The following is a 23,754-nucleotide window of genomic DNA, read 5'->3' as shown; positions in this document are numbered from 1 at the left end:
GGCCGGTGCGGCGCGCTCTTCTCCCCGGGGGTGCCACGGTCGGCGCGCCGGCGGTGGGTGCTGCGGCCGTCGCGTCTGGTGACGAGGTCATCGGTGCCTCCTCCACTGCCTCTTTTCGCGGAGCAGCCTGCCAGGACGCGGGATCGGTCGCCCGGTGCGCGACGGCGCCCGGTTTGACAGGCGGCCCCGCTCGGCTCGCTGTCGGCCGGGGCGGCGGACGGCGGGACGGGGCACGACGATCCAGCGTACGGGGGCCGGCAGTGGACCTGCCATAAGGCTTTGACCTGCGGCTATACCGTTATCTGATCGATTGGTGGGGTGAGTGTCGTGGGGGCGCGGTGGGAGCGTGCGACGGCCCCTGTCGGGCGGTTTCGGCAACGACCTCGGCCGATGCGTCGCCCGATTGGCCGGTCAGAGTGGTGAAAAGGTGCGATTCTAATCACACCGGCCTGGATCGCCCACGGCGTGCCGCATCCGAGATGCGGCCGTGACCCGGGGGTGGGGGAATGGGGCGGAGTGGTCGGCGGTTGCACGACGCGAGGAGGCGCAAAAAGTTGAACGTCTCCAGAGAAGGCGGCAGTGTGGTGGGCATGACCGATCCCGGACGGCACATGGACGCGCGAGCGATGGTGCGCGGTGCGGGACTGCGGGTGACCAACCAGCGCATCCAGGTGCTCGAGGATCTCGCCGCCCATCCGCACTCGACCGCGGACGCCGTACACGCCCGGGTGGGGGCGCAGCTCGGATCGATATCGAAGCAGGCCGTCTACGACGTGCTGTGGGCGCTCGGCGAAGCGGGTCTGGTCCGCCGGATCGAACCGGCCGGGTCGCCCGCCATCTTCGAGACGCGCACCCGCGACAACCACCACCATCTGGTCTGCCGCTCGTGCGGGGTGATCGCCGACGTCGACTGCGCGACGGGCGAGCCGCCGTGCATGACCCCGTCCGACGACCACGGCTTCGCCGTGGACGAGGCCGAGGTCATCTTCTGGGGACTGTGCCCGACCTGCCGAGGTTGACGAGACGGCGGGACTGCCCCGACACCCGCGTCGGAGCGGTCCCGCTTCCCTGCCACGGTTTCGCCGGCATCCCGAACGGTGCATGATGAAACGGGCCTGGGAGGTGCATGGTGTCTCTGGTCGACATCGTCCAGTCGGGCGTCCAGGCGGTGATCGCCGGTATCGACCGTGCTCGGCTGGAGACCGCTGTTGCCGAGGACGCTGCGCAGCGGATCGCTCAGCACGCCATCGCCACTGGCTTCATCGGAGTTGCCCAGAACATCGCGATAGTCCGCGAGGTGATCGGCCAGGTCCAGGTCGGTATCGGGAGTCTGTCCCTACTGGCAGGTCAAGCCTCGGCGACGGTGCGCGTCGTTCCGCGGCAACGTACGCCAGAGGAGACCGTCGCGGTATTGACACCGTTGTCGGGAAAACTGGATGAGCTGCGCGCCTGTGCCATCAGTTGTGTCGCCCAGATCGAGTTGGCGAAGCAGCGGACAAGATCGGCGCTGCAAGGCGCCGAACCTGGAGCGATGTCGAACCGGTTGGCGGCGATCCAACAGGTTCTGGTCACGGTCAACGCGCGTGTCCTCGAGATTCAGCGCCACGTCGAGCAAGCGGTCATCGAGGCCAGACGCATCGGTGACGGGGAAAAGCGTCAAGGGCGTCGGTCCGGACGATCCGGCGCCCAGCCCGATCGCCGCACCGCGTACCGATTCCAAAGGCCCCGCGCCGGCGGTGTGGCAATCATGAAAGGCAGGAGCGCCGACTCATGAGCGAGCGCATCTCGAGGCCTGGTGGTATGCGCGATCGTGCACAGCGAGTTGAGGTCGCGCGGTGAGTGCCATCTATCGTGAACAGGAACCACCGGCCCCCTCGGACAGGCTCGATCTGCTCGAACGACGCCTTGGCCGACCGCTGCCCGCTGACTATCGGCGGTATCTGACCGAGAGCGATGGTGGATGGCTCGCCGACAACACCGGGGCGGTGAAGAACATCTTCGGGGTGGGGGACGTTCCCGATTCCGCGAGTCTTTGGGAAGTCCTCGACGTCTACCGGCACCGGGTGCCGGCCTGGTTGTTGCCAGTCGCCGATGACGAGTACGGCAACCTGATCTGTCTCTCGCTGCGTGATACCGACCTGGGCACCGTCTGGTTCTGGGATCATGAGGAGGAGGCCGGCGACGGGGCGCCGGCCGAGGACAACATCGCCGTGCGTGCGGGCTCCTGGGAGCAGTTCCTGGAGACACTGCGGCCGGTCGACCGGTGAACGGATCCGAGCCTGCCATTGCGGCTCCATCATGGACCGGCCGTCGGCCCTCGGGCCGAGTGAGCCCGCGACACCGGCGTCGGGTCCTGGCGGGGCGGCCGATGGTCCATGTCGGACGGACGACGCCGCCGGGGCCGAAGGACCGATCTGCGGACACCGGCCGCCGGGCATGATCCGTGCGTGACCAATGACACCCGGTACGCGGTGGTGGACGTCGAGACCACCGGCCTCCATCCGGAACGGGACCGGGTGTTGTCGGTGGCCGTGGTGCAGGTCGACCGGCACGGCACGGTGTCCGACAGTTGGAGCACGCTGGTCGATCCCGGCTGCGACCCCGGCCCGGTGCACATCCACGGTCTCACCCCGCAACGGCTTGCCGGGGCACCCCGGCATGGCGAGATCGCCCCACAGTTCGACGATCTGCTCGACGGCCTGCTGCCCGACCTCAGGCTCGGCACGGTCGCGACGCACTGGGGCGTACTGCTGGTCCGGGCGCACGACGCGCTCGAGGACGCCACCGCGCTGGCCGGGGTCTTCCGGCACAGCCTCGCCGCCGCCGACGCGGACGGGGTCCCGCTGCCGCTGGTGGCGTGCGAGCAGGCGACGCCGTGGATCCGGGCCCGGCCGCCACGCTACGAGGGTGGCTGGCTCAATCCCGGTCGGCTCGACGTCGGCGGCAACCTCGTGCAGGGGATGCGGATCGCGGTCACCGGTGCGACCGGGTTGCCCGCGAGGAGATCTACCGCCGCTGCCACGACACCGGTCTGGACGTGAAGAAACGCCGTCGGCCGCCGGTCGAGCGTACTTGTCCGCAACGACCCGGACCGGTCCACCACCAAGACGGCACAGGCCCGCGGGTACGGCGTACCGGTGATCGACGAGGCGACCCTGCTGACGCTGCTCGCGGCGGTGAAGCCGGGGAGCCGGCGCCGGTCCGCGTCGCCCGTGGGCGTACCCCGGCTCCGCCGGCGGCGGTGACGCCGGCCGACGGGGCGCTTCCGGCGGCCGGCGTCGTCCCGGCCGTCGCGGCCTCCCGGGGCCGGCGCCGCCCCGACGGTCCGCTGGCCGGCCGGCGGATCCTGGTGCTCGGCGGCCCGCATCCCGCCGTCGCGCGGGCCCGGGAGCAGATCACGTCCCTCGGCGGTTCGGCGGCCGTGGCCGCGTTCCTTCTCGACGAGTACGACCGGGTACGGGGCGCCGAGGACTTCGTCTTCTACAACCAGCCGGCCGGCGGTGGCGTCGAACTCGGCATCGACGGCGGCGCCGAGCAGAGCATCCGCATCGACCTGGCCGACCTGCCGGGCCGGTGTGTCCGGGTACGCGTCGTCGCGGCACTCAGCGGCGACGCCACGTTCGGGGCCGTCGGCCCTGTCCAGGTGCAGGCGGTGCCCCGGGTCGGGCAGCCGTTCGCCCGGGCCACCCTCGACGCCGCCACGACCGAACGCACCATGCTCCTCGCCGACGTCTACCGGCGTGGGGCGTCGTGGCGGCTGCGGGTGGTGGGCCAGGGCTACGGCCACGGGTTGGCCTGGCTGGCGACGACGTACGGTGTGCGGGTGGACGACTAGAGCGCTCCCGGGCGGACCTGCCGGTGCGGTGTCCCACGGTCCGATCCGGTGAATTGGTGGGTCCGGCTGCGGCCGGTATGGGTCCAACGTAGAGTAACTGTCACCATTCGGGGTGCGACAGGGTGCGCGGCCGGGGCGAGGTTCGCCCCGGTGGCACAGGTTACCGACGTCGGTGCTGGTCAGGCGAGGCCAGCCGGCGGTAACTTGTCCGCCGGCACCTTCTGTCAAAGGCTTTTTCTGGTGACCGTCGGCTCGGCCGGAGCCCGCGGTTGCCTTCCGCAGACTCAACGGAGGATCTGATTGCGGTGAGTTCCTACACCATCACCATCGCCCCGGACGACACGTCCCAGGCGACCACGACACTTCGCATCGACGCCACCGATGGCGGCGCGCGCATCACCGAGCTGCTGGTCCGGCCGTCGGAGGGGGCTGGCCTGACCGCCAACCAGTTGCCCGCCGTCGACCTGGATCTGCTGCTGCGCGCCGTCAACCCGCCGGCGACCACCGCGATCACGCCGGCCGCCGCGACGATCGCCGCGGAGCCGGCCGTCGAGTCCGCGCCCGAGGCATCGACCCCGGCCGAGCCGGTGTCGGCCGACGCCGACGTCGCGGTGGACGCCGCGGTCGAGGCAGTGGCCGAGGCGGTCGACGAGCCGCCGGCCGGTCCGGTGGCCGACGTGGCCGGTGCCCCGGTACCGCGGCCCCGCAAGGCGCCCGCCGGCCGGCGGGCGCCGAAGAAGGCGGCCCCGGCGGCCCGTACCCGCGGCGCCGGCAAGAAGGCGGCGGCGGATGTCGTCGCCGCCGACGAGAGTGCGGGCAAGACCGCCCGGGCGGCGGCGTCGAAGGCCGGGCGGGCCAAGACGAAGAAGGCCGCGCCGGCCGCCGGCAGCGGACGCAACTACCGCCGCTCGCCGGAGGACCTGGCGCTCGTGCTCCAGCAGGCCGGCAGCGCGGGTGCGATCGCCGATCACTACAACGTGCCCCGGCACACGGCGCAGGCGTGGATCCGCACGCTGAAGCGCCGGGAGGAGCAGGCCGCGGCGGCCGCCGCGAAGTAGGGCGACGACAGTGCCGGGTCCACGGTCGCCGACCGTGGACCCGGCACCGGTCAGCAGCGGGTGTGCCGGGTGGTTCGTTCCGCACCGGTCGGTACCGGCGTGCCGGCACCCGTCGGGACCGCCGTACCGGCCTTGCCCGGTACGGCGGGTGGTGGCGCCGCGACGGCCTCCCCGGCCGCCGGGGCGGTCAGGTCGAGGCTGGTGCGCAACCGGACCGGCTTGAGTAACAGTGCGGCGACCACGCCGATCACGGCGATGCCCGCACAGATGGCGAAGATCAGCCCGGTGGCGTCCCCGTACGCGGCCCGGACCACCTCCCGGGCGGCCTCCGGCAGGGCCGCCGTGTTGAGGTTGCTGGTGCCGCTGTCCGCGCCGGCCAGGCCGCCACCGATTCCGGCGGCGACGCGGTTGGCGAGCACCGCGCCCAGCACCGACACCCCGACGGTGCCGCCGAGTGAGCGGAAGAACGCCACCGAGGCGCTGGCCGCGCCGAGTTCCCGCAGCGGCACGGTGTTCTGCACCGCCAGCACCAGGTTCTGCATCGACAGGCCGACCCCGATCCCGACCAGCGCCAGCCCGACGCCGACGAACCAGAGCGGCGTCTCGTGGTCGAGGACCGCCAGCGCGGCGAGCCCGACGGCCAGTACGACGGTGCCGGCCACGATGTACGGCTTGATCCGGCCGGTACGGCTGATCAGTGCTCCGCTGACGGTCGACGAGACGAGCAGGCCGGCCATCATCGGGATGGTCAGCAGGCCGGCCTCGGTGGGCCCGTAGCCCCGGCCGGTCTGGAAGTACTGGCCGATGAAGACCGCCCCGCCGAACATCGCCATGCCGACCGCGGCACTGGCGACGATCGCCAGCAGGGTGTCGCGACGGCGGATGATGGCGAGCGGCACGACCGGCTCGGCGGCCCGCCGCTCGACCACCAGGGCGGCGCCGAGGACGGCCACGCCGCCGCCGACCATCGCCGCGGTCTGCCAGGACAGCCAGCCGAACGACCCGCCGACGAAGGACACCCAGACGAGCAGCAGGCTGACCCCGGCGGCGATGAGGCCGGCGCCCAGGTAGTCGATCCGGACGCCGGTCCGGGGCACGTGCGGCAGCCGCAGCGTCTTGTGCAGGACCGCGAAGGCCAGGACCGCCACCGGTACGCCGGCGAAGAAGCACCACCGCCAGCCGAGCCAGGAGACGTCGACGATCAGGCCGCCGAGCAGCGGGCCGCCGACGGTGGCCACGGCCATGACCGCGCCGACGTAACCGTTGTAGCGACCGCGTTCGCGGGGCGGGATCATCGCGGCGATGACGATCTGCACCAGGGCCTGGAGGCCGCCGACGCCGATGCCCTGGAACGCGCGGGCGGCGATGAGTTGGCCGGCCGTCTGGGCGAGGCCGCTGACCAGCGATCCGGCGACGAACAGCACGATGGCGACCTGGACGACCTTCTTCTTGTCGAACAGGTCGGCGAGCTTGCCCCAGATCGGTGTGGTGGCGGTGGCGGTGAGCAGCGTGGCGGTGACGACCCAGGTGTACTGGGCCTGTGTTCCGTTGAGCGTGCCGATGATCAGTGGCAGCGCGGTGGAGACGACGGTGCCGCTGAGCATCGCCACGAACAGCACCAGCAGCAGGCCGCTGAGCGACTCGAGGGTCTGGCGGTGGGTCATGCCCGGGTCCGGGTGTGCCGGCGGAACGGCGGCTGTGCGGGTGGGGTCGCTCGGGGCGGCGGTGGTCGGGGCGCTCATCGCGCGCTGCCTCCCAATGGGTCGTGGTGGGGCCGGGACCAGCCTGCCACGATCTTGCCCAGTGTGCAAAGTTGCTCAGTGGGCAGCTTTCAGGAGGGCTGGGTATCGTGCACGCCGTGGAGACCGGGCAGATCGCGAACGGCGCAGAGCGACCGCGGCAGGCGTGCGAGCCGCCGTCCGGGCCCGACGGCCTCGCCGGGCAGGGGCTACGCGACCGGAAGAAGGCGGCGACCAGCATGGCGCTGCACGAGGCGGCGATGCGGCTGGCGATCGCGCACGGGCTGTCGGAGGTCACCGTCGAGGCGATCGCCGACGAGGCCAACGTGTCGAGGCGCACATTTTCCAACTACTTCGCCAACAAGGAGGACGCGCTCCTCTACGAGGACCGGGTCCGGGTCCGCCGGCTGCTCGACGAGGCCCGGTCCCGCCCGGCCGACGAGTCGGCGTGGCAGGTGCTGCGCCAGGTCGCCGCGTCCCGGTACGCCGACTGGGACGAACTGGACCCGCGGTGGGTCGCCCAGACCCGGCTGATCCGGCAGCACCCGTCGTTGCGGGCGCAGCAGATGGCCGTACACGCCAACACCGAACGCGACCTCGCGGAGGCGATCAGCCGGCGGACCGCCGATCCGATGGCGGCCCGCCTGATGGTCGCCGCCTTCCTTGCCGCCCAGCGGATCGCGGTCGAGACCTGGTTGGAGGGCCAGGGCGCCCGCCCGCTCGCCGAGGTGATGGAGCACGCCCTCGATCTGGTCGGCCGGCGGTTCGAGTAGCCCCGGACCACCCGGGTCGTCGGGCGGCGACCTAGCGGGGGCTGGTGGTCGTGGAGGCGCGTACCACCAGGCGCGGGGTCAGCCGGACCGAGCGGTCGGTGGAGTCGGCGACCGTCAGTGCCTCGATCAGCAGCCCGGCCGCCTGCCGGCCGACGTCGAAGTACGGCACCCGTACGGTGGTCAGGGGCGGCTCGACCCGGTCGGTCAGCGGCATGTCGTTGTAACCGACGACCGACACGTCCCGGGGGCAGGTGAGCCCGGCCCGCCGGATCGCCGCGTAGCAGCCCAATGCCATCATGTCGTTGCCGGCGAGCACCGCCGTGGGCGGGTCGTCGCCGGCCAGCAGGCGGGCCAGGGCGGCCTCGCCGTCGTGCTCCGAATAGCCCTCGCCCACGACCACGTGGTGCTCCGGCTGCGCCAGACCCCGGGCGCGGGTGACGTCCCGGAAGGCGGCCCACCGCTCGTGACCGGCGGATGTCCACAGTGGAACGCCGAGGTAGGCGATCCGGCGGTGCCCGAGACCGATGAGATGGTCGAGGGCCTGGGCGATGCCGACCGACTCGTCCACCGTCGCCGACGGCACCGGGGTGGCGTCGAGCTTGCGGGACATCAGCACCACCGGCACCTTCGACTGGGCCAGTTCCGGCGCGAGCGGCTGGTCGCGCCGGGCGGTCGCCAGGATCAGACCGGCGACCCGCCAGGAGAGCAGCATGCCCAGGCGCTGGGTCTCGGCGGCCGGGTCGTTGTCGGTGTCGGCGAACAGCGTGGTGTAGCCGTGCTGGGCGAGGACCTGCTCGGCACCGCGCACCAGCGGCGGCATCACCGGGTTGGACATGTCCGGGATGAGCACCCCGATGGCCGGCGTGCGATGCGTACGCAGGCTGCGGGCGACCTGGTCGGGGACGTACCCGATCTCGGCCGCGGCGCGGCGCACCAGCGCGGCCGTGCGCGGGTTGACCGGCCGGGTCTTGGAGTCGCTCAGCGCGCGGGACGCGGTGGCCAGGTGCACACCGGCGGCCCGCGCGACGTCGCGCAGGGTCGGTTTGAGCCCGTCGGGGCCGGCCATCCCGGTGTCCATGCTCACGCCTCGCCCTCCGTGTCGTCGCCGGCGGTCCGGCCGACGAACTGGCCGGTGCCCGCGGCCAGGATCTCACCACGGTGGGCCACCGGGCGGCCCCGGAGGTAGGTGGTCTGGAGCCGGCCGCGCAGCAGCCGGCCGTGCAACGGGCTCCAGCCGACCTTGGAGTGCAGGCGCGTCTCGTCGACCCGCCACGACCCGGCCGGGTCGACCAGCACCAGGTCGGCGTCGCGCCCTGGGGCCAGGCTGCCCTTGCGCCCGCCGATGCCGAGGATCCGCGCCGGGGCGGTCGCGGTCGCGTCGACCAGGCGTCGCGGGTCGAGTACGCCGCGCAGCATCGCGTCGTACGCCAGCGGCAGCGACGTCTCCAGGGCCGGATAGCCGGCCGGCGCCGCCCAGGCGTCGGCCAGGCCGCGGTCCTTCTCCTCCCCGGTGTGCGGGGCGTGGTCGGTGGCGATGGCGTCCAGCCCACCGGCGGCCAGCGCGGCGAGCAGCCGGTCGCGGGCCGGCGCGGCGAAGACCGTCGGCAGCACCCGGACGCCGAGCCGGACCAGATCCTCCTCCTCGGACAGTGCCGGGAAGCAGGTCTCCGCGGTCAGCCCGAGCCCCGGGGCGGCGGCCCGGGCGGCCAGGAACATGTCCAGCGCGGCGGTGCCGTACGCGCTCAGGTGCGCGAAGTGCACCCGCTGGCGCAGTTCCGCGGCGAGGTCGAGCACGGTACGCAGCCCGGCGAGGTTGCCCGGTCCCCGGGTCACCTCCAGGACGGCGGCCGGGTCGCGCCGGCCGACGGCGATCAGCGCGTCGCGGTGCGCGTCGCTGGCGGCCTGGTCGCCGACGTGCACCGACACCGCCCAGCCGAGTTCGCCGGACGTCGCCAGCACCCTGCGTACGGCTGCCGCGTCGGGGGAGTAGAGCTGCTCGAACCCGGGCGACGTCGCCATGTAGATCTTCACGCCGACGGCTCCGGCGGCGGCCATCGCCCGCAGCGCGTCGGGATCCGTACCACCGGCCCACAACGCGTAGTCCACGATGGACCGTCCGGTCCACGAGCGGCGCTTGTCGTCGTACCGCGCCACGCTGACCACCTGCGGCTGCGTGCTGGGCATGTCACAGACCAGGGTGGTGCCACCGGCCGCGGCCGCGGCCGTACCGGTCTCGACCGTCTCCTTGTGCGTCTGACCCGGGTCGCGCAGGTGCACGTGCAGGTCGATCGCGCCGGGCAGCACGTCGAGGCCGTCCGCGTCCACGACCGGGCCGGCGTCGGCCGTACCGGCCGGCTCCACGGCCAGCACCCGTTCCCCGCCGATCACCAGGTCGACCACCGCCGGTGCCGCGTCGGCGGACAGCAACCGTCCGCCCCGCAACACCCAGACCGGGTCGTGAGCTGCGCTGATAGCCTCGCCAGGTGACGTCATCCGATGATCCTTTCCAGCTTCCGGGCAGCGCGTCGGCGACCGTACTCGTCACCGGGGCGGGCTCGGGGATCGGCTTCGCGTGCGTACGCCGGCTGGCCGCCGCCGGCCACCGGGTCGCGCTCGTCGACCGCGACGCCGCGGCGCTGGCCGCCGCGGTCGACGCCTGCGCCAGGGCCGCCGACGGCCGTGCCGGCGCGGTGAGCGGCCACCGCGCGGACCTGACCGACCCGGCCGCCGCGGCGGCCGCCGTGGCGGCGGCGCTCGAGGCGCACGGCGACCTGTCCGGCGTCGTCAACGCGGCCGGCGCGGTCCGTGGCGGCACGGTCGTCGACACCACCGACGACGACTGGCGGTGGAACCTCGACACCAACGTCTCGACCGCGTTCTACGTCTGCCGGGCCGCCCTGCCGCACCTGGTCGGCCGGGGCGGCGGCGCGGTGGTCAACGTGGCGTCGCTGACCGCGCTGCGACCCATCCCGGACCGGGCCGCGTACGCGGCCGCGAAGGGCGCCGTCATCTCGTTCACCCGCCAGTTGGCCCTGGAGTACGGCCCGCACGGCGTCACCGCCAACACGGTCGTGCCGGGCGCGATCCGTACCCCGCTGCTGGCCGCCCGGTTCGACCGCGAGCCGGCGGTCGAGGCCGAGCTTGCCGGCCGGATTCCGCTGCGCCGCACCGGCGAGCCCGACGAGGTCGCCGGCCTGGTGCAACTGCTGGTCACCGGCGGCTGCGGCTACCTGACCGGGCAGACGCTCACCGTCGACGGCGGGCTGAGCCTGGTCTGAGCCCCGCGCCGGCGCGACCGGACGGCCCGGCGCCGTCGGGCCGCTCATCCGAACGCCCGACGCAGCAGGCCGGTCAGGGCCGCATCGTCGACCGGCTCCGGCAGCCACGGCATCCCGGAACTGCGCAGCGCCGCCGGGACCACGTCCGCCACCTGCTCCCAGCCGAATCCGGCGGCGTCCAGGGTGGCCGGCACCCCGGCCAGCTTCCGCAGTTCCCGCAACCGTCCGGCGACCGCGCCGGCGTCGGCGGCCGTACCCAGCACCGTCGCCACCTCGGACCAGTCGACCCGGTCACCCCAGAACTCCACCACGTACGGCCCGAGCAGCACGTTGACCGTGTCGTGGGTGCGGCCGGCCCGGGCGCCGAGCGGCGACGCCGCCGCGTGCGCCAACCCCAGCCCCGTCGACGCGAACGCCTCGGTCACCAGCCCGGCGGCCACGACGTCGTCGGCCGGGCGGTCCCGGCGCAACGCGGCCAGCCCGGCCGTCGCAAGCGCCCGGCCCCAGTCCCTCGTACGCCGGCTGACCAGCACCTCGACCGCGTGCACGGCCGTGTCGGCGCGGGCCAGGTGGCGTACGGTGGCGGACCGGCCGGCGAGCGCGTCGGTGTCGATGACCACCCGGGCTCCGCCCAGCGCCGGATCGACCCGGCTGACCCGCCGCCCGTCCGGGTCGTAGAGGCTGGTGAACGGGGCGAACGCCCGCCACGGTTCGGCACCGACCGGCACCAGCACGAGTTCCGGGGCGGACGCCGCGCCCAGCCACGCCTGCTTGCCGACGTCGAGGGTGGCCCCGTCGCCGATCACGACCAGCCGGGCCGGCCGGTGCCGGTCGAGCCGCCCGACCAGCGACCGTACCGCCGTCCACCGTGGTGGATAGCCGGCCTCGACGACCAGCGGCAACGGCCGGGCCGGATGTACGTCGACGCCCGGCACCCGGCCGCCGGCCGGATCGACGAGAACCAGGTCGCCGTCCCCGTACGCCAGCGCGGCGGTCTCGACCTCGCCCCGGAACGCGACCCGGTGCGGCGGTGGCCGGCGCGGGGCCGGATCCGTCGCGTTCACAGCACTCGCAGGGCGGGATCGGAACTGGTCAGCGGGGTGCACCCGGTGTCGGTGACCACGACGGCGTCCTCGATGCGGGTGCCGCCCACCCCGGGCACGTACACGCCGGGCTCGATCATCACGACCATGCCGGTCCGGAGCACCGTGTCGTCGTACGGCGACAGCAGCGGCGGCTCGTGCTGGTCCAACCCGATGCCGTGGCCCAGCGAGTGCTTGAAGTAGCCGTCGAGCCCGTGCCCGGCCAGCACCGTACGGGCCACCGCGTCGACGGCGCTGGCGCGTACCCCGGCCCGTACGGCGGCCATCGCCCGGCCGTGCGCCTCCACCACCGCGTCGTGCAGCCGCCGGTACTCCGCCGGCGCGGGACCGAGGTGGAAGGTGCGGGTGATGTCGGCCCGGTAGCCGCGCACCACCGGCGACATGTCCACCACCACCGGATCCCCCGCCCGCATCACCCGGCCGGAGGCGGCACCGTGCGGCAGCACGGACCGCTCGCCGGACGACACCAGGATCGGCGCCGCGCTGCGCTCGGCCCCGAGGTGCCGCTGCGCGTACTCGATCTCGCCGGCGATCTCGTTCTCGGCCCGGCCGGGGCGCAGCCACTCCGGCAGCCGGCGGACCAGTTCCTCGGCCAGGTCGGCGGCGTCGGTCAGCGCGGCGACCTCGTCGGCGTCCTTGACCGCGCGCAGCCGCTCGAGCAGCCCGGTCGTGTCGACCGGTCCGTCGACCACCCCGGCAAGCGCCAGGTACTGCTCGGCGGTCAGGTTGCGCGGGTCGACGCCGAGCCGTCCCGGCCGCCGGTCCGCCAGGATTCGCCGTACGGTCGGCCACAGCTGCGGCGGCGCGCAGTCGCCGTCGACGGCGATCCCGTCGGCCTGCTCGCGGGCCTGCGCGCCGTATCGGAAGTCGACGACCAGCAGCGGCTCGGCGGACAGCAGCAGCACCCCGGCGGTACCGGTGAACCCGGTCAGATAGCGGATGTTGGTGAGCTTGTTGACGACCAGCGTGTCGACGCCGAGTTCGGCCGCCGCGGCCAGCGCCGCCTTCCGCCGCCTCAGGTGTTCCATGACGTGCCTCCCGCGGTGTAGCCGCCGTCGACGACGAGCGTCGCGCCGGTGATGGTCGCAGCCCTCGGTGAGCAGGCGAAGGCGATGGTCTCGGCGATCTCGTCCGGTTCGGACAGTCGCCCGATCGGTTGCAGCGCCGCGTGTGCGCGCTCGGCGGCGGCCGGGTCGGCGGCCCGGGCGTACCCCTGCCGGACCAGGTCGGTGCGGGTCGCGCCGGGGCAGACCGCGACGACCCGGATGCGGTCGGCGGCACACTCGACGGCCAGCGTCCGGGCCAGTCCGAGCACGCCGGCCTTCGCGGCGGCGTACGCGGTCCGGCCGGGCAGTCCGACCAGGGCGGTGGTGGACGAGACGGCGACGATGACGCCGCCGCCGCGCGCCTTCAGCCGGGGTACCGCCGACCGGCACCACCAGAAGGTGCCGGTGAGGTTGGTGGCCAGGGTGTCGGTCCACACCTCGTCGGTGGTCTCCCCGATCGGGTCGATCCGGCCGATCCCGGCGCAGGTGACCAGCGCGTCGAAGCCGCCGAAGTGCGCGGTGACCCGCTCGGCGGCGGCCTCGGTGGCGGCCGGGTCGCGTACGTCGGCGGCGACGGCGAGCGTCGGACGGCCGGCGGACTCCAGTTCGGCGGCCAGCGCGTCGAGCGCCGGGCCGGGCCGGTCGACCAGGGCCAGCCGGAAGCCGTCGCGGGCCAGGCAGCGGACCACCGCCGCGCCGATGCCACCGGCGGCGCCGGTGACGACCGCGACCGGGTCGTTGTCGGTACTCATTTGGTACGTCCCTTTCCACCGTGCAGGCCGGACAGGGCCGAGGCGCCGGCGGTCGCCATCACCAGTGCGACGACCGCGAAGGTGGCGCCGATCAGGATGGTGGACAGTGCCGCGAGCGTCGGGTCCTGATACCGCTGGAGGTACTGGTACATGGACACGGGCAGGGTGAGCTGGTCCGGCGAGATGACGAATACGGTGGCGTCCACCTCGTCGAAACTGATCATGAAACAGAGCAGGTACGAGGCGAGCAGCGAGCGGCGCAGCTGGGGCAGCGTCGCCGAGACGAACGCCCGTACCGGGCCGGCGCCGAGGTCGCGGGCGGCCTGTTCGTAGACGGTCGGGATGCGTACCAGCGCGCCGCCGATGATGTTGACGGCGAACGGCAGCAGCAGCACCAGGTGCAGGCCGACCAGCGCGGTTCCGCTGCCGTAGAAGCCGGCCTGCAGGAAGAGGATGAACGCGCCGAGCCCGATCGCGACCTTCGGCACGATCAGCGGTGCGAGCAGCACCGACTCGACCAGCTTGCGGCCGGGGTAGCGGAACCGGGTCAGCGACACGGCCGCCGCGGTGCCGGCGGCGACCGCGCCGAGCGCGGCGACGGCGGCGATGCCGAGGCTGGCCAGCGCCGCCTGCCCGAATCCCTCCTGTTCGGACAGCCGCTGGTACCAGCGCAACGACCAGCCCGGCGGCGGCCAGGCGCCGTAGCCGGAGTCGTTGAACGAGTTGACCACCACGAAGACCAGCGGGGCGACCAGGTAGGCCAGGCCCAGCACGAGCACGGTGAGGGTGAAGGCACGGTTGCGGTTCATCGCCGGCTCCGTCCGGCCAGCCGCCCGGCGACGCTGACCACGCCGACCAGGAGGAGCGTGATCAGCAGCAGGGCGTACGACTGCACGGCCGCCATCGGCCAGTCGACCGCGCCGACGTTGGTGTAGACCAGTCCGCTGAGCACCTGCACCCGCCCGCCGCCGAGCAGCGCCGGGGTGGCGAACGCGCTGATCGTCAACGCGAAGCAGAGCTGCAGGCTGAGCACGACGCCGTACCGGGTCAGCGGGAAGGTGACCCGCCAGAACACCTGGTGCCGGTTGGCGCCGAGGTCGTGGGCCGCCTCGATCGCCGAGCGGGGGACCTGGGCCACCACACCGAGCAGCGGGAAGACCGCGAACGGCAGCAGTACGTGCACCATGGCGATGACCACGGCCGGGAACTCGTACATCATCCGTAGCGGCGCGTCGATCAGCCCGACGTCGAGCAGGAACCGGTTGACCACACCGCCGTCGCCGAGCATCACGTTCCAGCCGTACGCCCGTACGACGACGCTGGTCAGCAACGGCGAGAAGATCAGGAACAGGCCGACCCCGCGCAGTGCCGGGCTGCGCAGCCGGTGCAGGGCCAGTGCCATCGGGTACGCCAGCGCCACCGCGACGGCGGCGCAGACCGCGCCGAGGGTGACCGTGTCGCCGAGCACCCGCCAGGTGTACGGGTCGGCGGCGAACCGGCCGATGTTGTCCAGCGTCACGCCGGTGCCGATCCGGCCCGCCTCGTACGGCCGCAGCCCGAGATCGGCCAGCTGGACCAGGCTGCCGATGAAGATGACCGCCAGCGGGATAAGTGCCGGCAGGACGAGCAGGTAGCGGGGGGCTCCCGCGCGGGCCCGGTCCACCCGGGACCGGCGCGCCCGGGAGCCCGCCGGCGCCCTGGTCGGTGATGGGGTCAGCGTGTCGACCATGCCGGTCAGATGTTCGCCTTGACGTCGGCGTCCCAGCGGGAGCGCCACGCGGCGTTCTGCTGGGCGACCAGCCCCCAGTCGACCGAGATGAGCTTGTCGACGTTGGCCTGCTGGAAGCCGGGCAGCCCGGCGAGGTCGGCCGGCAGCGTCACGCCGGAGTTGGCCGGTGCCTGCACCGCGGTCTCCGCCCACATCTGGCACCACCTGGGGGCCAGCATCTCGTTGAGGATGTCGAGGCAGATCTCCTGCTGGTTGTCGGAGTTGCCCTGCACGGTCTGCAGGTAGACCGGCACCGCGATGGCCCCCTCGGCCGGTACGACGTAGTCGACCGGCGCGCCGTCGGCCTTGAACTGCAGGCCGGTGCCGTTCCAGCAGCTGGTGATGTCGGCGGTGCCGTTGCTGAGCACCTGCTGCCACTCCGGGTTGGCGGTGACCAGGGTACGGATGTTGCCGGCCTTCTCCCGCCACAGGTTCCAGCCGGGGTCCATGTTCGAAAGTGACCCGCCGTTGAGCCGGGCGGCCATGAACACGACCTGCCACCAGTAGTCGAACAGGGTCAGCTTGCCCCGGTGACGGTCGTCCCACAGGTCGGCCCAGCCGGCCGGCGGAGTGCTGATGTTCTCGGTGTTGTAGACGATGCCGATCTGGTCGGCGCCGATCCCGATGCCGTTGGAGTTGGGCCGGCGGAACGTGTCGCTGATGTCGGTGGCGTTGGACAGCGCGGCGTAGTCGAGGGTGTTCCAGGTGCCGTCCAGGTCGCCCTGCGCGGAGATCTGCGAGTTGAAGAAGCCCATGTTGACCAGCGGCTTGTCCGGGGTGGTCTGCTTCGCCGCCAGGATCTTGGGGTAGCCGACCGCGTTGCTGTCCTCGTAGATCTTGATGTCGACGTTGGGGTGCCGGCTCATGTAGTCCTGGGCGAACGCCTTGGGCATGTCGGCCAGCCGGTTGCCGAGGAACGCGAAGATGGTGATGGTTTCCTTGCCGCCGGTGTTGTCGGCCTGCGGCGCGTCGGTGTCGGTGTCGATCTCGCCACCGCAGGCGCTGAGCAGCGGCAGTGCCGCCGCCGCGGCCGCCGCGCCGAGCAGGCTCCGGCGACTCATCTGGGCTTTCCGCATCGCCAGGACTCCTTCCACGGGCGGCGCACGGGCCGCCCGGCGTGTGATCTGTGGTTCGGGGATGGCTGTCGCCCGCCGGCGGGGCGGAGCCGCGACGGCGGACCGCGGGTGGTGGTGGGGCGCCGGCGGTCGGGCCGGCCGGTCGGTCCGGGTCAGGAGGGCAGGACGACGGCGTCCTGCGGGCGCCAGTGCGCCAGTACCGGGCCGCCGACCGGCAGCCGCGGGGCGCTGGCCGGGGTCACCGCCCGTAACGCGATGCCCGCGGTGGTGGTCAGGTCGTAGCGGATGTGCGCGCCGAGGTAGGTGGCGCCGGTGATCTGTCCGGGGAGGCCGTCGCGGGGCGTACCGGTTGCGGGGTCGGCCGGCGACTCGTCCAGCCGTACGTCCTCGGGCCGGATCGACACGGCGGCGCCGGAGCCGCCGGCGGCGACCCGTACGGCGGACTCGCCGATCCGGGCGGTGCCGTCGGTGACCGGCAGGTCCAGCACGTTGGCGTCGCCGATGAACCGGGCGACGAACCGTGAGGTCGGGCGCCGGTAGAGGTCTTCGGCGGTGCCCACCTGGCACAGTTCGCCGCCGCGCATGACGCCGATCCGGTCGGACAGCGTCATCGCCTCGGTCTGGTCGTGGGTGACGAACAGGAAGGTGGTGCCGGAGCTGCGCTGGACCTCACGCAGCACCTGCTGCATCTGCTGGCGCAGGTTGAGGTCGAGTGCGGCGAGCGGCTCGTCGAGCAGGAGCACGGCCGGCCGGTTCACCAGCGCGCGGGCGATTGCCACGCGTTGCTGTTGGCCGCCGGAGAGCTGGTCCGGATAGCGGCGCTGGTATCCGGCCAGCTCGACCAGGTCCAGGACCCGGTCGACCTCCGCCGTACGCTGGGCTTTCGGCATTTTCTTCAGCCGCAGCCCGAAGGCGATGTTGCGGGCGACGTCCAGGTGTGGGAAGAGCCCGAGGTGCTGGAAGACCATGTTGGTTGGCCGCCGGTTTGCCGGCCGGTGTCCCATGTCCTCGCCCTTGATCTTCACCGTGCCGGCCGTCTGGGTCTCCAGACCGGCCACGATGCGCAACGTGGTGCTCTTGCCGCAGCCGCTCGGACCGAGCAGTGAGAAGAACTCACCCTCGTGAAGTTGCAGGTCAACGCCGCGTACGGCGGATTCCTCGGTGCCGGGATAGCTCTTGGAGACGTCGATGAGTTCGGCGACGGGGTTCACTGCGGTCATCGTCGACACCTCCACGGCATAACGTTTTGCCTTGCCGCTCACTATCAACATCGCCACTGAGCATCGTCAAGAGGTAGACCTGTCATTTCTTCCTGGTAAATCGCGGGTTTCCAGGACGAGGAGGGGTCGGCCAAACGTATTGCCGAAGGCTTCCTGGAGCGCTCAGCCCAGCCGGCCGGTGGCCGCCGCCGGACCCGGATCGGGACCGCCCACGCCGAGGATCGCCTCCGACAGTGCCGCCACCGACGGGGTCGGCGGCCCCGGGCGGTGCAGCAGGATCACCTCGACCTCGCCCAACGCCGGCAGCCGGTGGGTGGCGGGCACCGGCACCAGTCCCGGCGGGACGAGCCCCCGGGAGTGGGCCAGCACCCCGAGTCCGGCGCCGGCAGCCGCGACGAGCCCACCCAGGCTGCCGCTCACGCAGGCGAACCGCCAGGCCCGGCCGGCGCCGGTGAGCGCGGCCAGGGCCTGCGCGCGGGAGATGCTCGGCGGGGGATAGGCCACCAGCGGCACCGGCTCGTCCGGGTCCAGCCGCAGCCCCGAGGTGGCGACCCAGACCAGCCGGTCCCGCCACACCAGCCGCCCCCGGGACTGGCCGGCCAGCCGCTTGGCGAACAGCAGGTCGAGCTCGCCGGCGTCGAGCCGCTGGTGCAGCGTGCCGCTCAGGTCGACGGTCAGCGCCAGGTCGACCAGCGGATGGCTGTGCCGGAAGTCGCGCAGTACCCGTGGCAGGTGCGTCGCGACCAGGTCGTCGGAGACCCCGAGCCGCAGCCGGCCGCGTACCGGCTGGGTCGCGAAATGCCGCCGGGCGCGGTCCTGGACGGCCAGGATGTCGCGGGCGAACCCCACCAGGGCCTCGCCGTCGACGGTCAACTCGACCGCGTGGGTGTCCCGGGCGAACAGCGGCCGTCCGACGTCCCGTTCCAGCTTGCGGACGTGCTGGCTGACCGTCGACTGGCGGACGCCGAGCCGCTCGGCCGCCCGGGTGAAGCTCAGCGACCGCGCCACGGCCAGGAAACTGCGCAACTGCACCGTGTCGTACATCAGCCGAAGGTTATCGCATTTCGTGATGACAGTCAGTTCGCTGATCGTCTTTCCCGATTACCGACGTGCCCCACAGAATGGGTGCCGAGCCGCGAACGAGCAGGTCACGGCCGCGACGAGCAGGGTGGGACACGCCGACCGGCGCCGGCCCGAGGAAGGGGATGGGCGCAGTGCGGTGGCCGCGGTGGCTCGTCCTCGACCCGTTCATCGTCGCGATGCTCGCCGTCGTCGTCGTGGCGACCCTGCTGCCCGTACGCGGCACCGCCGCCGACGTCGCCGGGACGGCCACCAAGCTCGGCGTGGCCCTGCTCTTCTTCCTGCACGGGGCCCGCATCGCGCCCCGGGCCGCCCTCGCCGGCGCCCGCCACTGGCGGCTGCACATCGTCGTCCTGCTGCTGACCTTCGCCGTCTTCCCGCTGCTGGGCATCGCCGCCGGCCTGCTCGTACCCGCCCTGCTCACCAGCGACCTGCACCTCGGCCTGCTGTTCCTGTGCGCCGTACCCTCCACGGTCCAGTCCTCGATCGCGTTCACCTCGATGGCCCGCGGCAACGTGCCCGCCGCCGTGTTCAGCGCCTCGTTCTCCAACATCGCCGGAATCGGGATCACCCCGCTGCTCGCCGCCGCCCTGCTCGCCGGCACCGGCGGCGTGGCGCTGACCGGCGGGGCGATCGGAGCCGTCGTACTCCAACTGCTCGTGCCCTTCGCGGCCGGGCAGATCTCCCGGCGTTGGACCGCCGACTGGCTCGACCGGCACAGGCAGCTGACCGGCATCGTCGACCGGTCCTCGATCCTGCTGGTGGTCTACACCGCGTTCAGCGCCGGTGTCGTCGCCGGGATCTGGCAGCAGATCTCGCCCGGCCGGCTGGCCGGACTGCTGCTCGTCGTGGGCGCGCTGCTCGCCACCGTGCTGGGCCTGGCGTACGGGGCCGCCCGGCTGCTCGGCTTCTCCCGCGCGGACCGGGTGACCATCGTGTTCTGTGGCTCGAAGAAGAGCCTGGCCACCGGTCTGCCGATGGCCACCGTACTGTTCAGTGGGGCCAACCTCGGGCTGCTCCTGCTGCCGATGATGCTGTTCCACCAGATCCAGCTGATCGTCTGCGCCGCACTGGCCCGCGCCTGGGCCGCCCGCGCCGAACCACCCCCCGCCGCCCCCGCCCCGCCCTCACCCGCCCCGACCCGCTGATCAAGGAGTTGTCGTGGGTGGATTCCGACAAAACTCCCACGATTAGCCCTTGATCAACGCAAGCGGGCCGGGAGCCGTACGGTGTCGGGGTGACAACCACCGTCCACGTCACCTGGTGGGGCCACAGCACGGTCTGGATCGAGGACTCCGGCGTACGCGTGCTGACCGACCCGGTGCTCGGCAACCGGGTCGCGCACCTGCGCCGGATGCGCGGCCCGACCCCGCTGCTGCCCGGCGCCCCCGACGCCGTCATCGTCTCGCACCTGCACGCCGACCACCTCGACCTGCCGTCCCTGCGCCGCCTGCCGCCACACGTCACGATCGTCGTACCGGCCGGCGCCGGCACCTTCCTGCGGCGCGCCCTCGGCCCCGCCGCCGCGGGCCGCTGCGTCGAACTCGCCCCCGGCGAGGAGACCACCGTCGGCGCGCTGCGCATCCGGGCCGTGCCCGCCGCCCACCACGGCGGCCGCGGCCCCTGGTCCCGGCACCGCGCGCTGGCCGTCGGCTACACCGTGCACGGCGCCGCCGACACCTGGTTCGCCGGCGACACCGGGCTGTTCGACGAGATGTCCGACCTCGGCCCCCTCGACCTCGCCCTGATCCCGGTCGGCGGCTGGGGACCCACCCTCGGCCACGGCCACCTCGACCCGGTCACCGCCGCCGAGGCCGTCCGGCGCAGCTCGCCCCGGCACGCCGTACCCATCCACTTCGGTACGTTCTGGCCGGTCGGCATGGCCCGCGTACGGCCGTACATGTTCCACGAACCCGGCGCCCGGTTCGCCCGGCACGCCGCCGCCACCGCCCCCGACACCCGGGTCACCGAACTCGTGCCCGGCGCCAGCCTGACCCTGGACCCGTACCCGTGACCGACGTTCTCTACGGGCTGCCCTGGCTGTTCGTGGTCGTGGCGTTCGGCGCGGTCGTACCGGTCGTGCCGACCGGCGCGGCGGTCAGCGCCGCCGCCGCCCTCGCCTTCCACGGCCACCCGCTGACCACCGTCGTCGTCGTGCTGACCGGCGCGGTCGGCGCCTACGTCGGCGACGCGGTCACCTACCTCGTCTGCCGGTGGGGCGGGGAACAGTTCGCCCGCCGGGTGCGGTGGCTGCGCACCGGCCACCGGCTCGACGACCTCGCCGACCGGCTGCGGGAGCGGGAAATCCCGGTGCTGCTCGTCTCCCGGCTGCTGCCCGGCGGGCGCATCCCGGTGCTGCTGACCATCGCCGTGACCGGCGTCGACTGGCGACGCTTCGCCCTCGCCAACGCACCCGCCTGCCTCCTGTGGTCAGCGGTGTACGCCGGAATCGGCATCTTCGGCGGCGCGATCTTCCCCGAACCGTGGCAGAGCGTTCTCGTCGCGGTGGTCGTGGTGCTGCTCGCCACCCAGTTGATCAGCTTCGTGCAGGCCCGCCGCGGGCACTGACCGCTCGCGCAGGCCGAGCTGTTCCAGCCAGCGGATCAGCTGGCGGTAGACGCTGTCCGGCCCGACCAGCTCCGGTTCCTCGACCCGCCAGCCGATCGGGTGCAGCAGCACCGCGTCCGTCTGCCAGCCGCCCAGCCCGCCGTGACTGCCGACCAACTCCTCGAACGCCGCCACCTCGTCGGTGCCGGGGTCGATCGCGCTGATCACCACCAGGTCGCCGACGTGGTCGATCCCCTGGTGGCGTAGCAGGTCGGCGCGGGCCCGCGGCCCGTAGCCCCGCAGCGGGTCCTCTCCGGTGACCACGCCGTCACCCAACCGGTGCTCGCCCCGGTGACCGACCGCCACCGGACCCCGCTCGCCGTCGTCGACGACCACCAGCCCGATGCCGGGGTGGGCGGCCAATCCGGCCACCAGCCCGGGATGCGCGGCCTCGATCTCGTCGCGGTCGAGGCGTCCCGGGTGGTGGGGGAGATAGATCATGGCCAGGTTGCCCGACGCCACCACCACCGAGTCGGTCTCCGGGCGGGCCGCGGCGCGGGTCTCCGCTCCGGCCGGCCCGAGCGTCACCTGGCGGTCCGTCGTGCGGGACCGCACCGCCGCCCGGGTCGCCGCGGCACCCGCCCCCGGCTGGCCGGCGATCTCGGTGAGCAGCGTGTTGACCGGTCCCCACGTCTCGACGGCGCCGGTCGCCGCGGCGGCCCGGGGTGGCTGCGAACGGTCGGCCCGGGCGGCCCGCACGCCGTCGCCGAGCCGGTGCCCGATCGGCCGGTGCCGGTGCCGGGGGTGGCGTGGCCGGGCGGCCCGCAGCGGCGGCGCCGCCCCGACGACCGGCCGGCCGTCGTCGGTGTCCACCTCCGTGGTCGTGCCCGGCGCCGGCTGGTCGACCTGGGTCGAGCGGGTCACCGGTGCCCGGACGGCCTGGTCGGTGTGCCCGACCCGCACCGGCCGGTCCGGTGCGGGCAGGCCCTCGGCGGGCTCCGGGTCCGGCTCGGGCGTGGCCAGCGTGCCGGTCAGCCGGCCGACCAACTGGGTGAGGGTCTCGCCGTACCGCTGCTGGAACGTCGCGCCCTGGCTCTGACCGTGGTCGGAGAGCACCACCAGGTGGTAGTCCCGGTCGGCCTCGGTCGCCAGCCGCTGCAACATGCCGAGCATCTGGTCGAGTTCGGTCAACGCCTCGAGGGCCTCCGGCCGCGCCGGGCCGGCATGGTGCGCCACCTCGTCGTAGTCGACGAAGTCGCAGAAGATCACCGGGGCGCCGCGCGCCATCTGCTCGGCGATCAGCGTGACGTTGAGGTCGCGCAGCAACGCGGTCAGCGGACGCAGGGCGAGGAACGCGCCGGCCCGCCCCACCCGGGGACGGATGTCACGGCGCCGCTGGATCCGCGCCTGGTGCACCTCCTTGATCATCCGGCCGAACCCGAGGACCACCGCCCGGGTGAAGCCGTACGGGCTCGTCATGAACGCCGCGTAGCCGCGCGTCCGCCGCCCCGGCAACGCCGCCCGGCTGATCGTGAACAGCGTCGTCGGCGCGTCGCCGGAGAACACGTTGCTGATGCTCACGCCACCGTCACGCAGCAGCCCGTCGCCGTCCGACAACCGCCGCTCCACCTCCGCGGCGTCCCGCGGCCGGTTGGTGACGATCAGCCGGTCGGTGTCCTTCTCGTACCAGCGGAACGCCGGCACCGAGCTGGCGTCGCCGTGCAGGATGCCGGCCTGCCCGGCAGGCGTTGTGGCCGGCAGCCCGGTGTGCCAACTGGTCAACGTGTGGCTGCGCGACCGCAGCCACCGCCCGATGTTGGGCAGGTTGCCGGCCTGGACCGCCCACCGCAGCAACGGCGTCGGCACCCCGTCGAGCTGCACCACCACCAGACCCGGCTCGCCCCGGCCGGCCGCCGGCACCCCGGACCGGGCCCGGACCCGCCGGACCCGGCCCATCAGCCGCAACGCCTCGGCGGTGAACGCGTCATCGGTGCCGGCGTCGGCGAACCAGTTGACCACCGCCGCGAGCGCGACCGCGATCCAGGCCGCGGCGAACGCGGCCGGCAGACCGGACAGATGCGACGCCGGATCCAGCCGCAGCGCCACGTACATGACGATGGTCTGCACGCTCGCCCCGACCACCAGCGCCCCGAGCCCGCCGAGCACGGTCGCCAGCGCCAGCAGCAGCGGCCGCAGCAGCGCGCCGACGACCGCCACCAGCACGACCAGCCACAGCATCGCGACCACGCCGTTGACGTTGACCCCCGGCATCAGCCACAGCGTGCCGCTCAGCACCAGGAACGACGTCACCATGCTGCGGACCAGCTGCCGCAGCCGGGCCAGCGTCGGCCGCCAGCCCCGCAACTCGCGCAGCAGCTGCCGCACCCGCCCCGGACGGTCAGCGTCCTGGGCAGGCACCGGGGTCTGGCGTGACGTCACGCCCCACCATGACACAGCGCCACCCCGTCATGATTCACGA

22 protein-coding genes and 1 pseudogene are annotated in these 23,754 nt (G+C 73.3%); 11 read left to right on the top strand and 12 right to left on the bottom strand.

The annotated features are described in order from the left end of the window. Positions 1–590 precede the first annotated feature (590 nt). From Prubr_RS34540 to Prubr_RS34515, 6 genes are all read left to right on the top strand, one after another. Positions 591–1,019, top strand: a complete 429-nt coding sequence (locus Prubr_RS34540; protein WP_212819684.1) for a Fur family transcriptional regulator — start codon at positions 591–593, stop codon at positions 1,017–1,019. Between the two features lie 107 nt (positions 1,020–1,126). Continuing rightward, positions 1,127–1,774 carry a DUF6244 family protein gene (locus Prubr_RS34535; protein ID WP_212819682.1) on the top strand — a complete coding sequence of 216 codons (648 nt, stop codon included), beginning with the start codon at positions 1,127–1,129 and terminating at the stop codon, positions 1,772–1,774. A gap of 61 nt (positions 1,775–1,835) precedes the next feature. Further along, positions 1,836–2,267 (top strand): SMI1/KNR4 family protein, encoded by a 432-nt coding sequence (locus Prubr_RS34530; protein ID WP_212819680.1) that lies wholly within the window; start codon positions 1,836–1,838, stop codon positions 2,265–2,267. 180 nt (positions 2,268–2,447) lie between these two features. Next, the gene (locus tag Prubr_RS34525; protein WP_212819678.1) at positions 2,448–3,041 is read left to right on the top strand and encodes an exonuclease domain-containing protein; all 594 of its coding nucleotides are present in this window, start codon (positions 2,448–2,450) and stop codon (positions 3,039–3,041) included. A gap of 200 nt (positions 3,042–3,241) precedes the next feature. Further along, positions 3,242–3,835, top strand: coding sequence for a TerD family protein (locus Prubr_RS34520; RefSeq protein WP_212819676.1), 594 nt, complete (start codon positions 3,242–3,244; stop codon positions 3,833–3,835). Positions 3,836–4,140: 305 nt separating this feature from the next. Further along, positions 4,141–4,893: a hypothetical protein gene (locus Prubr_RS34515; RefSeq protein WP_212819674.1), complete on the top strand. Its 753-nt coding sequence runs from the start codon at positions 4,141–4,143 to the stop codon at positions 4,891–4,893. A 50-nt stretch (positions 4,894–4,943) separates the two neighbouring features. Here Prubr_RS34515 and Prubr_RS34510 read toward each other — a convergent pair whose 3' ends face one another. Further along, positions 4,944–6,635 (bottom strand): MDR family MFS transporter, encoded by a 1,692-nt coding sequence (locus tag Prubr_RS34510; protein WP_212819672.1) that lies wholly within the window; start codon positions 6,633–6,635, stop codon positions 4,944–4,946. A 116-nt stretch (positions 6,636–6,751) separates the two neighbouring features. On the opposite strand from Prubr_RS34510, the gene Prubr_RS34505 reads away from it, so the two are divergent. Beyond that, positions 6,752–7,405, top strand: a complete 654-nt coding sequence (locus Prubr_RS34505) for a TetR/AcrR family transcriptional regulator (RefSeq protein ID WP_246568057.1) — start codon at positions 6,752–6,754, stop codon at positions 7,403–7,405. A gap of 31 nt (positions 7,406–7,436) precedes the next feature. Here Prubr_RS34505 and Prubr_RS34500 read toward each other — a convergent pair whose 3' ends face one another. Both Prubr_RS34500 and Prubr_RS34495 read right to left on the bottom strand, forming a co-directional pair. Beyond that, positions 7,437–8,483, bottom strand: a complete 1,047-nt coding sequence (locus tag Prubr_RS34500) for a LacI family DNA-binding transcriptional regulator (RefSeq protein ID WP_246569121.1) — start codon at positions 8,481–8,483, stop codon at positions 7,437–7,439. Positions 8,484–8,485: 2 nt separating this feature from the next. Further along, positions 8,486–9,898 (bottom strand): dihydroorotase, encoded by a 1,413-nt coding sequence (locus tag Prubr_RS34495; protein WP_212819668.1) that lies wholly within the window; start codon positions 9,896–9,898, stop codon positions 8,486–8,488. Here Prubr_RS34495 and Prubr_RS34490 point away from each other — a divergent pair. Beyond that, the gene (locus Prubr_RS34490; protein ID WP_212819667.1) at positions 9,889–10,683 is read left to right on the top strand and encodes an SDR family NAD(P)-dependent oxidoreductase; all 795 of its coding nucleotides are present in this window, start codon (positions 9,889–9,891) and stop codon (positions 10,681–10,683) included. The two genes, Prubr_RS34495 and Prubr_RS34490, sit on opposite strands and share 10 nt — an antisense overlap. A 44-nt stretch (positions 10,684–10,727) precedes the next feature. Here the strand turns inward: Prubr_RS34490 and Prubr_RS34485 are convergent, their stop codons facing one another. The 8 genes from Prubr_RS34485 to Prubr_RS34450 all read right to left on the bottom strand — a co-directional run bounded on the left by Prubr_RS34485 (position 10,728) and on the right by Prubr_RS34450 (position 18,692). Beyond that, the gene (locus Prubr_RS34485; protein WP_212819665.1) at positions 10,728–11,747 is read right to left on the bottom strand and encodes a dehydroquinate synthase/iron-containing alcohol dehydrogenase family protein; all 1,020 of its coding nucleotides are present in this window, start codon (positions 11,745–11,747) and stop codon (positions 10,728–10,730) included. Next, positions 11,744–12,814 (bottom strand): M24 family metallopeptidase, encoded by a 1,071-nt coding sequence (locus tag Prubr_RS34480; RefSeq protein WP_212819663.1) that lies wholly within the window; start codon positions 12,812–12,814, stop codon positions 11,744–11,746. The genes Prubr_RS34485 and Prubr_RS34480 overlap by 4 nt, the downstream gene beginning before the upstream one ends. Continuing rightward, on the bottom strand, positions 12,802–13,584 hold the full coding sequence (locus Prubr_RS34475) for an SDR family NAD(P)-dependent oxidoreductase (protein ID WP_212819661.1): 783 nt from the start codon (positions 13,582–13,584) through the stop codon (positions 12,802–12,804). The genes Prubr_RS34480 and Prubr_RS34475 overlap by 13 nt, the downstream gene beginning before the upstream one ends. Next, positions 13,581–14,393, bottom strand: a complete 813-nt coding sequence (locus tag Prubr_RS34470; protein ID WP_212819659.1) for an ABC transporter permease — start codon at positions 14,391–14,393, stop codon at positions 13,581–13,583. Before Prubr_RS34470 ends, Prubr_RS34475 begins: the two co-directional genes overlap by 4 nt. Continuing rightward, a complete protein-coding gene (locus Prubr_RS34465; RefSeq protein ID WP_212819657.1) occupies positions 14,390–15,313 on the bottom strand; it encodes an ABC transporter permease in 924 nt (307 codons plus the stop codon). Before Prubr_RS34465 ends, Prubr_RS34470 begins: the two co-directional genes overlap by 4 nt. A 5-nt stretch (positions 15,314–15,318) precedes the next feature. Then, positions 15,319–16,428, bottom strand: coding sequence for an ABC transporter substrate-binding protein (locus Prubr_RS34460; protein WP_212819655.1), 1,110 nt, complete (start codon positions 16,426–16,428; stop codon positions 15,319–15,321). Positions 16,429–16,580: 152 nt separating this feature from the next. Beyond that, positions 16,581–17,648, bottom strand: a complete 1,068-nt coding sequence (locus Prubr_RS34455; protein ID WP_212819653.1) for an ABC transporter ATP-binding protein — start codon at positions 17,646–17,648, stop codon at positions 16,581–16,583. A gap of 162 nt (positions 17,649–17,810) precedes the next feature. Next, positions 17,811–18,692 carry a LysR family transcriptional regulator gene (locus Prubr_RS34450; protein ID WP_212819651.1) on the bottom strand — a complete coding sequence of 294 codons (882 nt, stop codon included), beginning with the start codon at positions 18,690–18,692 and terminating at the stop codon, positions 17,811–17,813. 161 nt (positions 18,693–18,853) lie between these two features. On the opposite strand from Prubr_RS34450, the gene Prubr_RS34445 reads away from it, so the two are divergent. From Prubr_RS34445 to Prubr_RS37490, 3 genes are all read left to right on the top strand, one after another. Next, on the top strand, positions 18,854–19,876 hold the full coding sequence (locus Prubr_RS34445; protein ID WP_212819649.1) for a bile acid:sodium symporter family protein: 1,023 nt from the start codon (positions 18,854–18,856) through the stop codon (positions 19,874–19,876). An 89-nt stretch (positions 19,877–19,965) separates the two neighbouring features. Then, the gene (locus Prubr_RS34440; RefSeq protein WP_212819647.1) at positions 19,966–20,742 is read left to right on the top strand and encodes an MBL fold metallo-hydrolase; all 777 of its coding nucleotides are present in this window, start codon (positions 19,966–19,968) and stop codon (positions 20,740–20,742) included. Continuing rightward, positions 20,739–21,296 (top strand): DedA family protein, encoded by a 558-nt coding sequence (locus Prubr_RS37490; protein WP_212819645.1) that lies wholly within the window; start codon positions 20,739–20,741, stop codon positions 21,294–21,296. Before Prubr_RS34440 ends, Prubr_RS37490 begins: the two co-directional genes overlap by 4 nt. A 1,062-nt stretch (positions 21,297–22,358) precedes the next feature. Here Prubr_RS37490 and Prubr_RS38485 read toward each other — a convergent pair. Next, positions 22,359–23,231 (bottom strand): annotated as a pseudogene (locus Prubr_RS38485) (alkaline phosphatase family protein); the annotation flags it as partial. Positions 23,232–23,754 lie beyond the last annotated feature (523 nt).

This window comes from Polymorphospora rubra, assembly GCF_018324255.1.
Lineage (GTDB): Bacteria > Actinomycetota > Actinomycetes > Mycobacteriales > Micromonosporaceae > Polymorphospora > Polymorphospora rubra.
The sequence above is the reverse complement of the archived record's forward strand: the minus strand, read 5'-3'. Positions and strand labels throughout refer to the sequence as shown.

What these genes read in the sequence shown, in the direction of transcription:
- Prubr_RS34540 (WP_212819684.1), top strand. Translation starts at nt 591, where the DNA reads ATGACCGATCCCGGACGGCACATGGACGCGCGAGCGATGGTGCGCGGT.
- Prubr_RS34535 (WP_212819682.1), top strand. Translation starts at nt 1,127, where the DNA reads ATGGTGTCTCTGGTCGACATCGTCCAGTCGGGCGTCCAGGCGGTGATC.
- Prubr_RS34510 (WP_212819672.1), bottom strand. Translation starts at nt 6,635, where the DNA reads ATGAGCGCCCCGACCACCGCCGCCCCGAGCGACCCCACCCGCACAGCC.
- Prubr_RS34500 (WP_246569121.1), bottom strand. Translation starts at nt 8,483, where the DNA reads ATGGACACCGGGATGGCCGGCCCCGACGGGCTCAAACCGACCCTGCGC.
- Prubr_RS34495 (WP_212819668.1), bottom strand. Translation starts at nt 9,898, where the DNA reads ATGACGTCACCTGGCGAGGCTATCAGCGCAGCTCACGACCCGGTCTGG.
- Prubr_RS34480 (WP_212819663.1), bottom strand. Translation starts at nt 12,814, where the DNA reads ATGGAACACCTGAGGCGGCGGAAGGCGGCGCTGGCCGCGGCGGCCGAA.
- Prubr_RS34475 (WP_212819661.1), bottom strand. Translation starts at nt 13,584, where the DNA reads ATGAGTACCGACAACGACCCGGTCGCGGTCGTCACCGGCGCCGCCGGT.
- Prubr_RS34470 (WP_212819659.1), bottom strand. Translation starts at nt 14,393, where the DNA reads ATGAACCGCAACCGTGCCTTCACCCTCACCGTGCTCGTGCTGGGCCTG.
- Prubr_RS34465 (WP_212819657.1), bottom strand. Translation starts at nt 15,313, where the DNA reads ATGGTCGACACGCTGACCCCATCACCGACCAGGGCGCCGGCGGGCTCC.
- Prubr_RS34460 (WP_212819655.1), bottom strand. Translation starts at nt 16,428, where the DNA reads ATGCGGAAAGCCCAGATGAGTCGCCGGAGCCTGCTCGGCGCGGCGGCC.
- Prubr_RS34455 (WP_212819653.1), bottom strand. Translation starts at nt 17,648, where the DNA reads ATGACCGCAGTGAACCCCGTCGCCGAACTCATCGACGTCTCCAAGAGC.
- Prubr_RS34450 (WP_212819651.1), bottom strand. Translation starts at nt 18,692, where the DNA reads ATGTACGACACGGTGCAGTTGCGCAGTTTCCTGGCCGTGGCGCGGTCG.
- Prubr_RS34445 (WP_212819649.1), top strand. Translation starts at nt 18,854, where the DNA reads ATGGGCGCAGTGCGGTGGCCGCGGTGGCTCGTCCTCGACCCGTTCATC.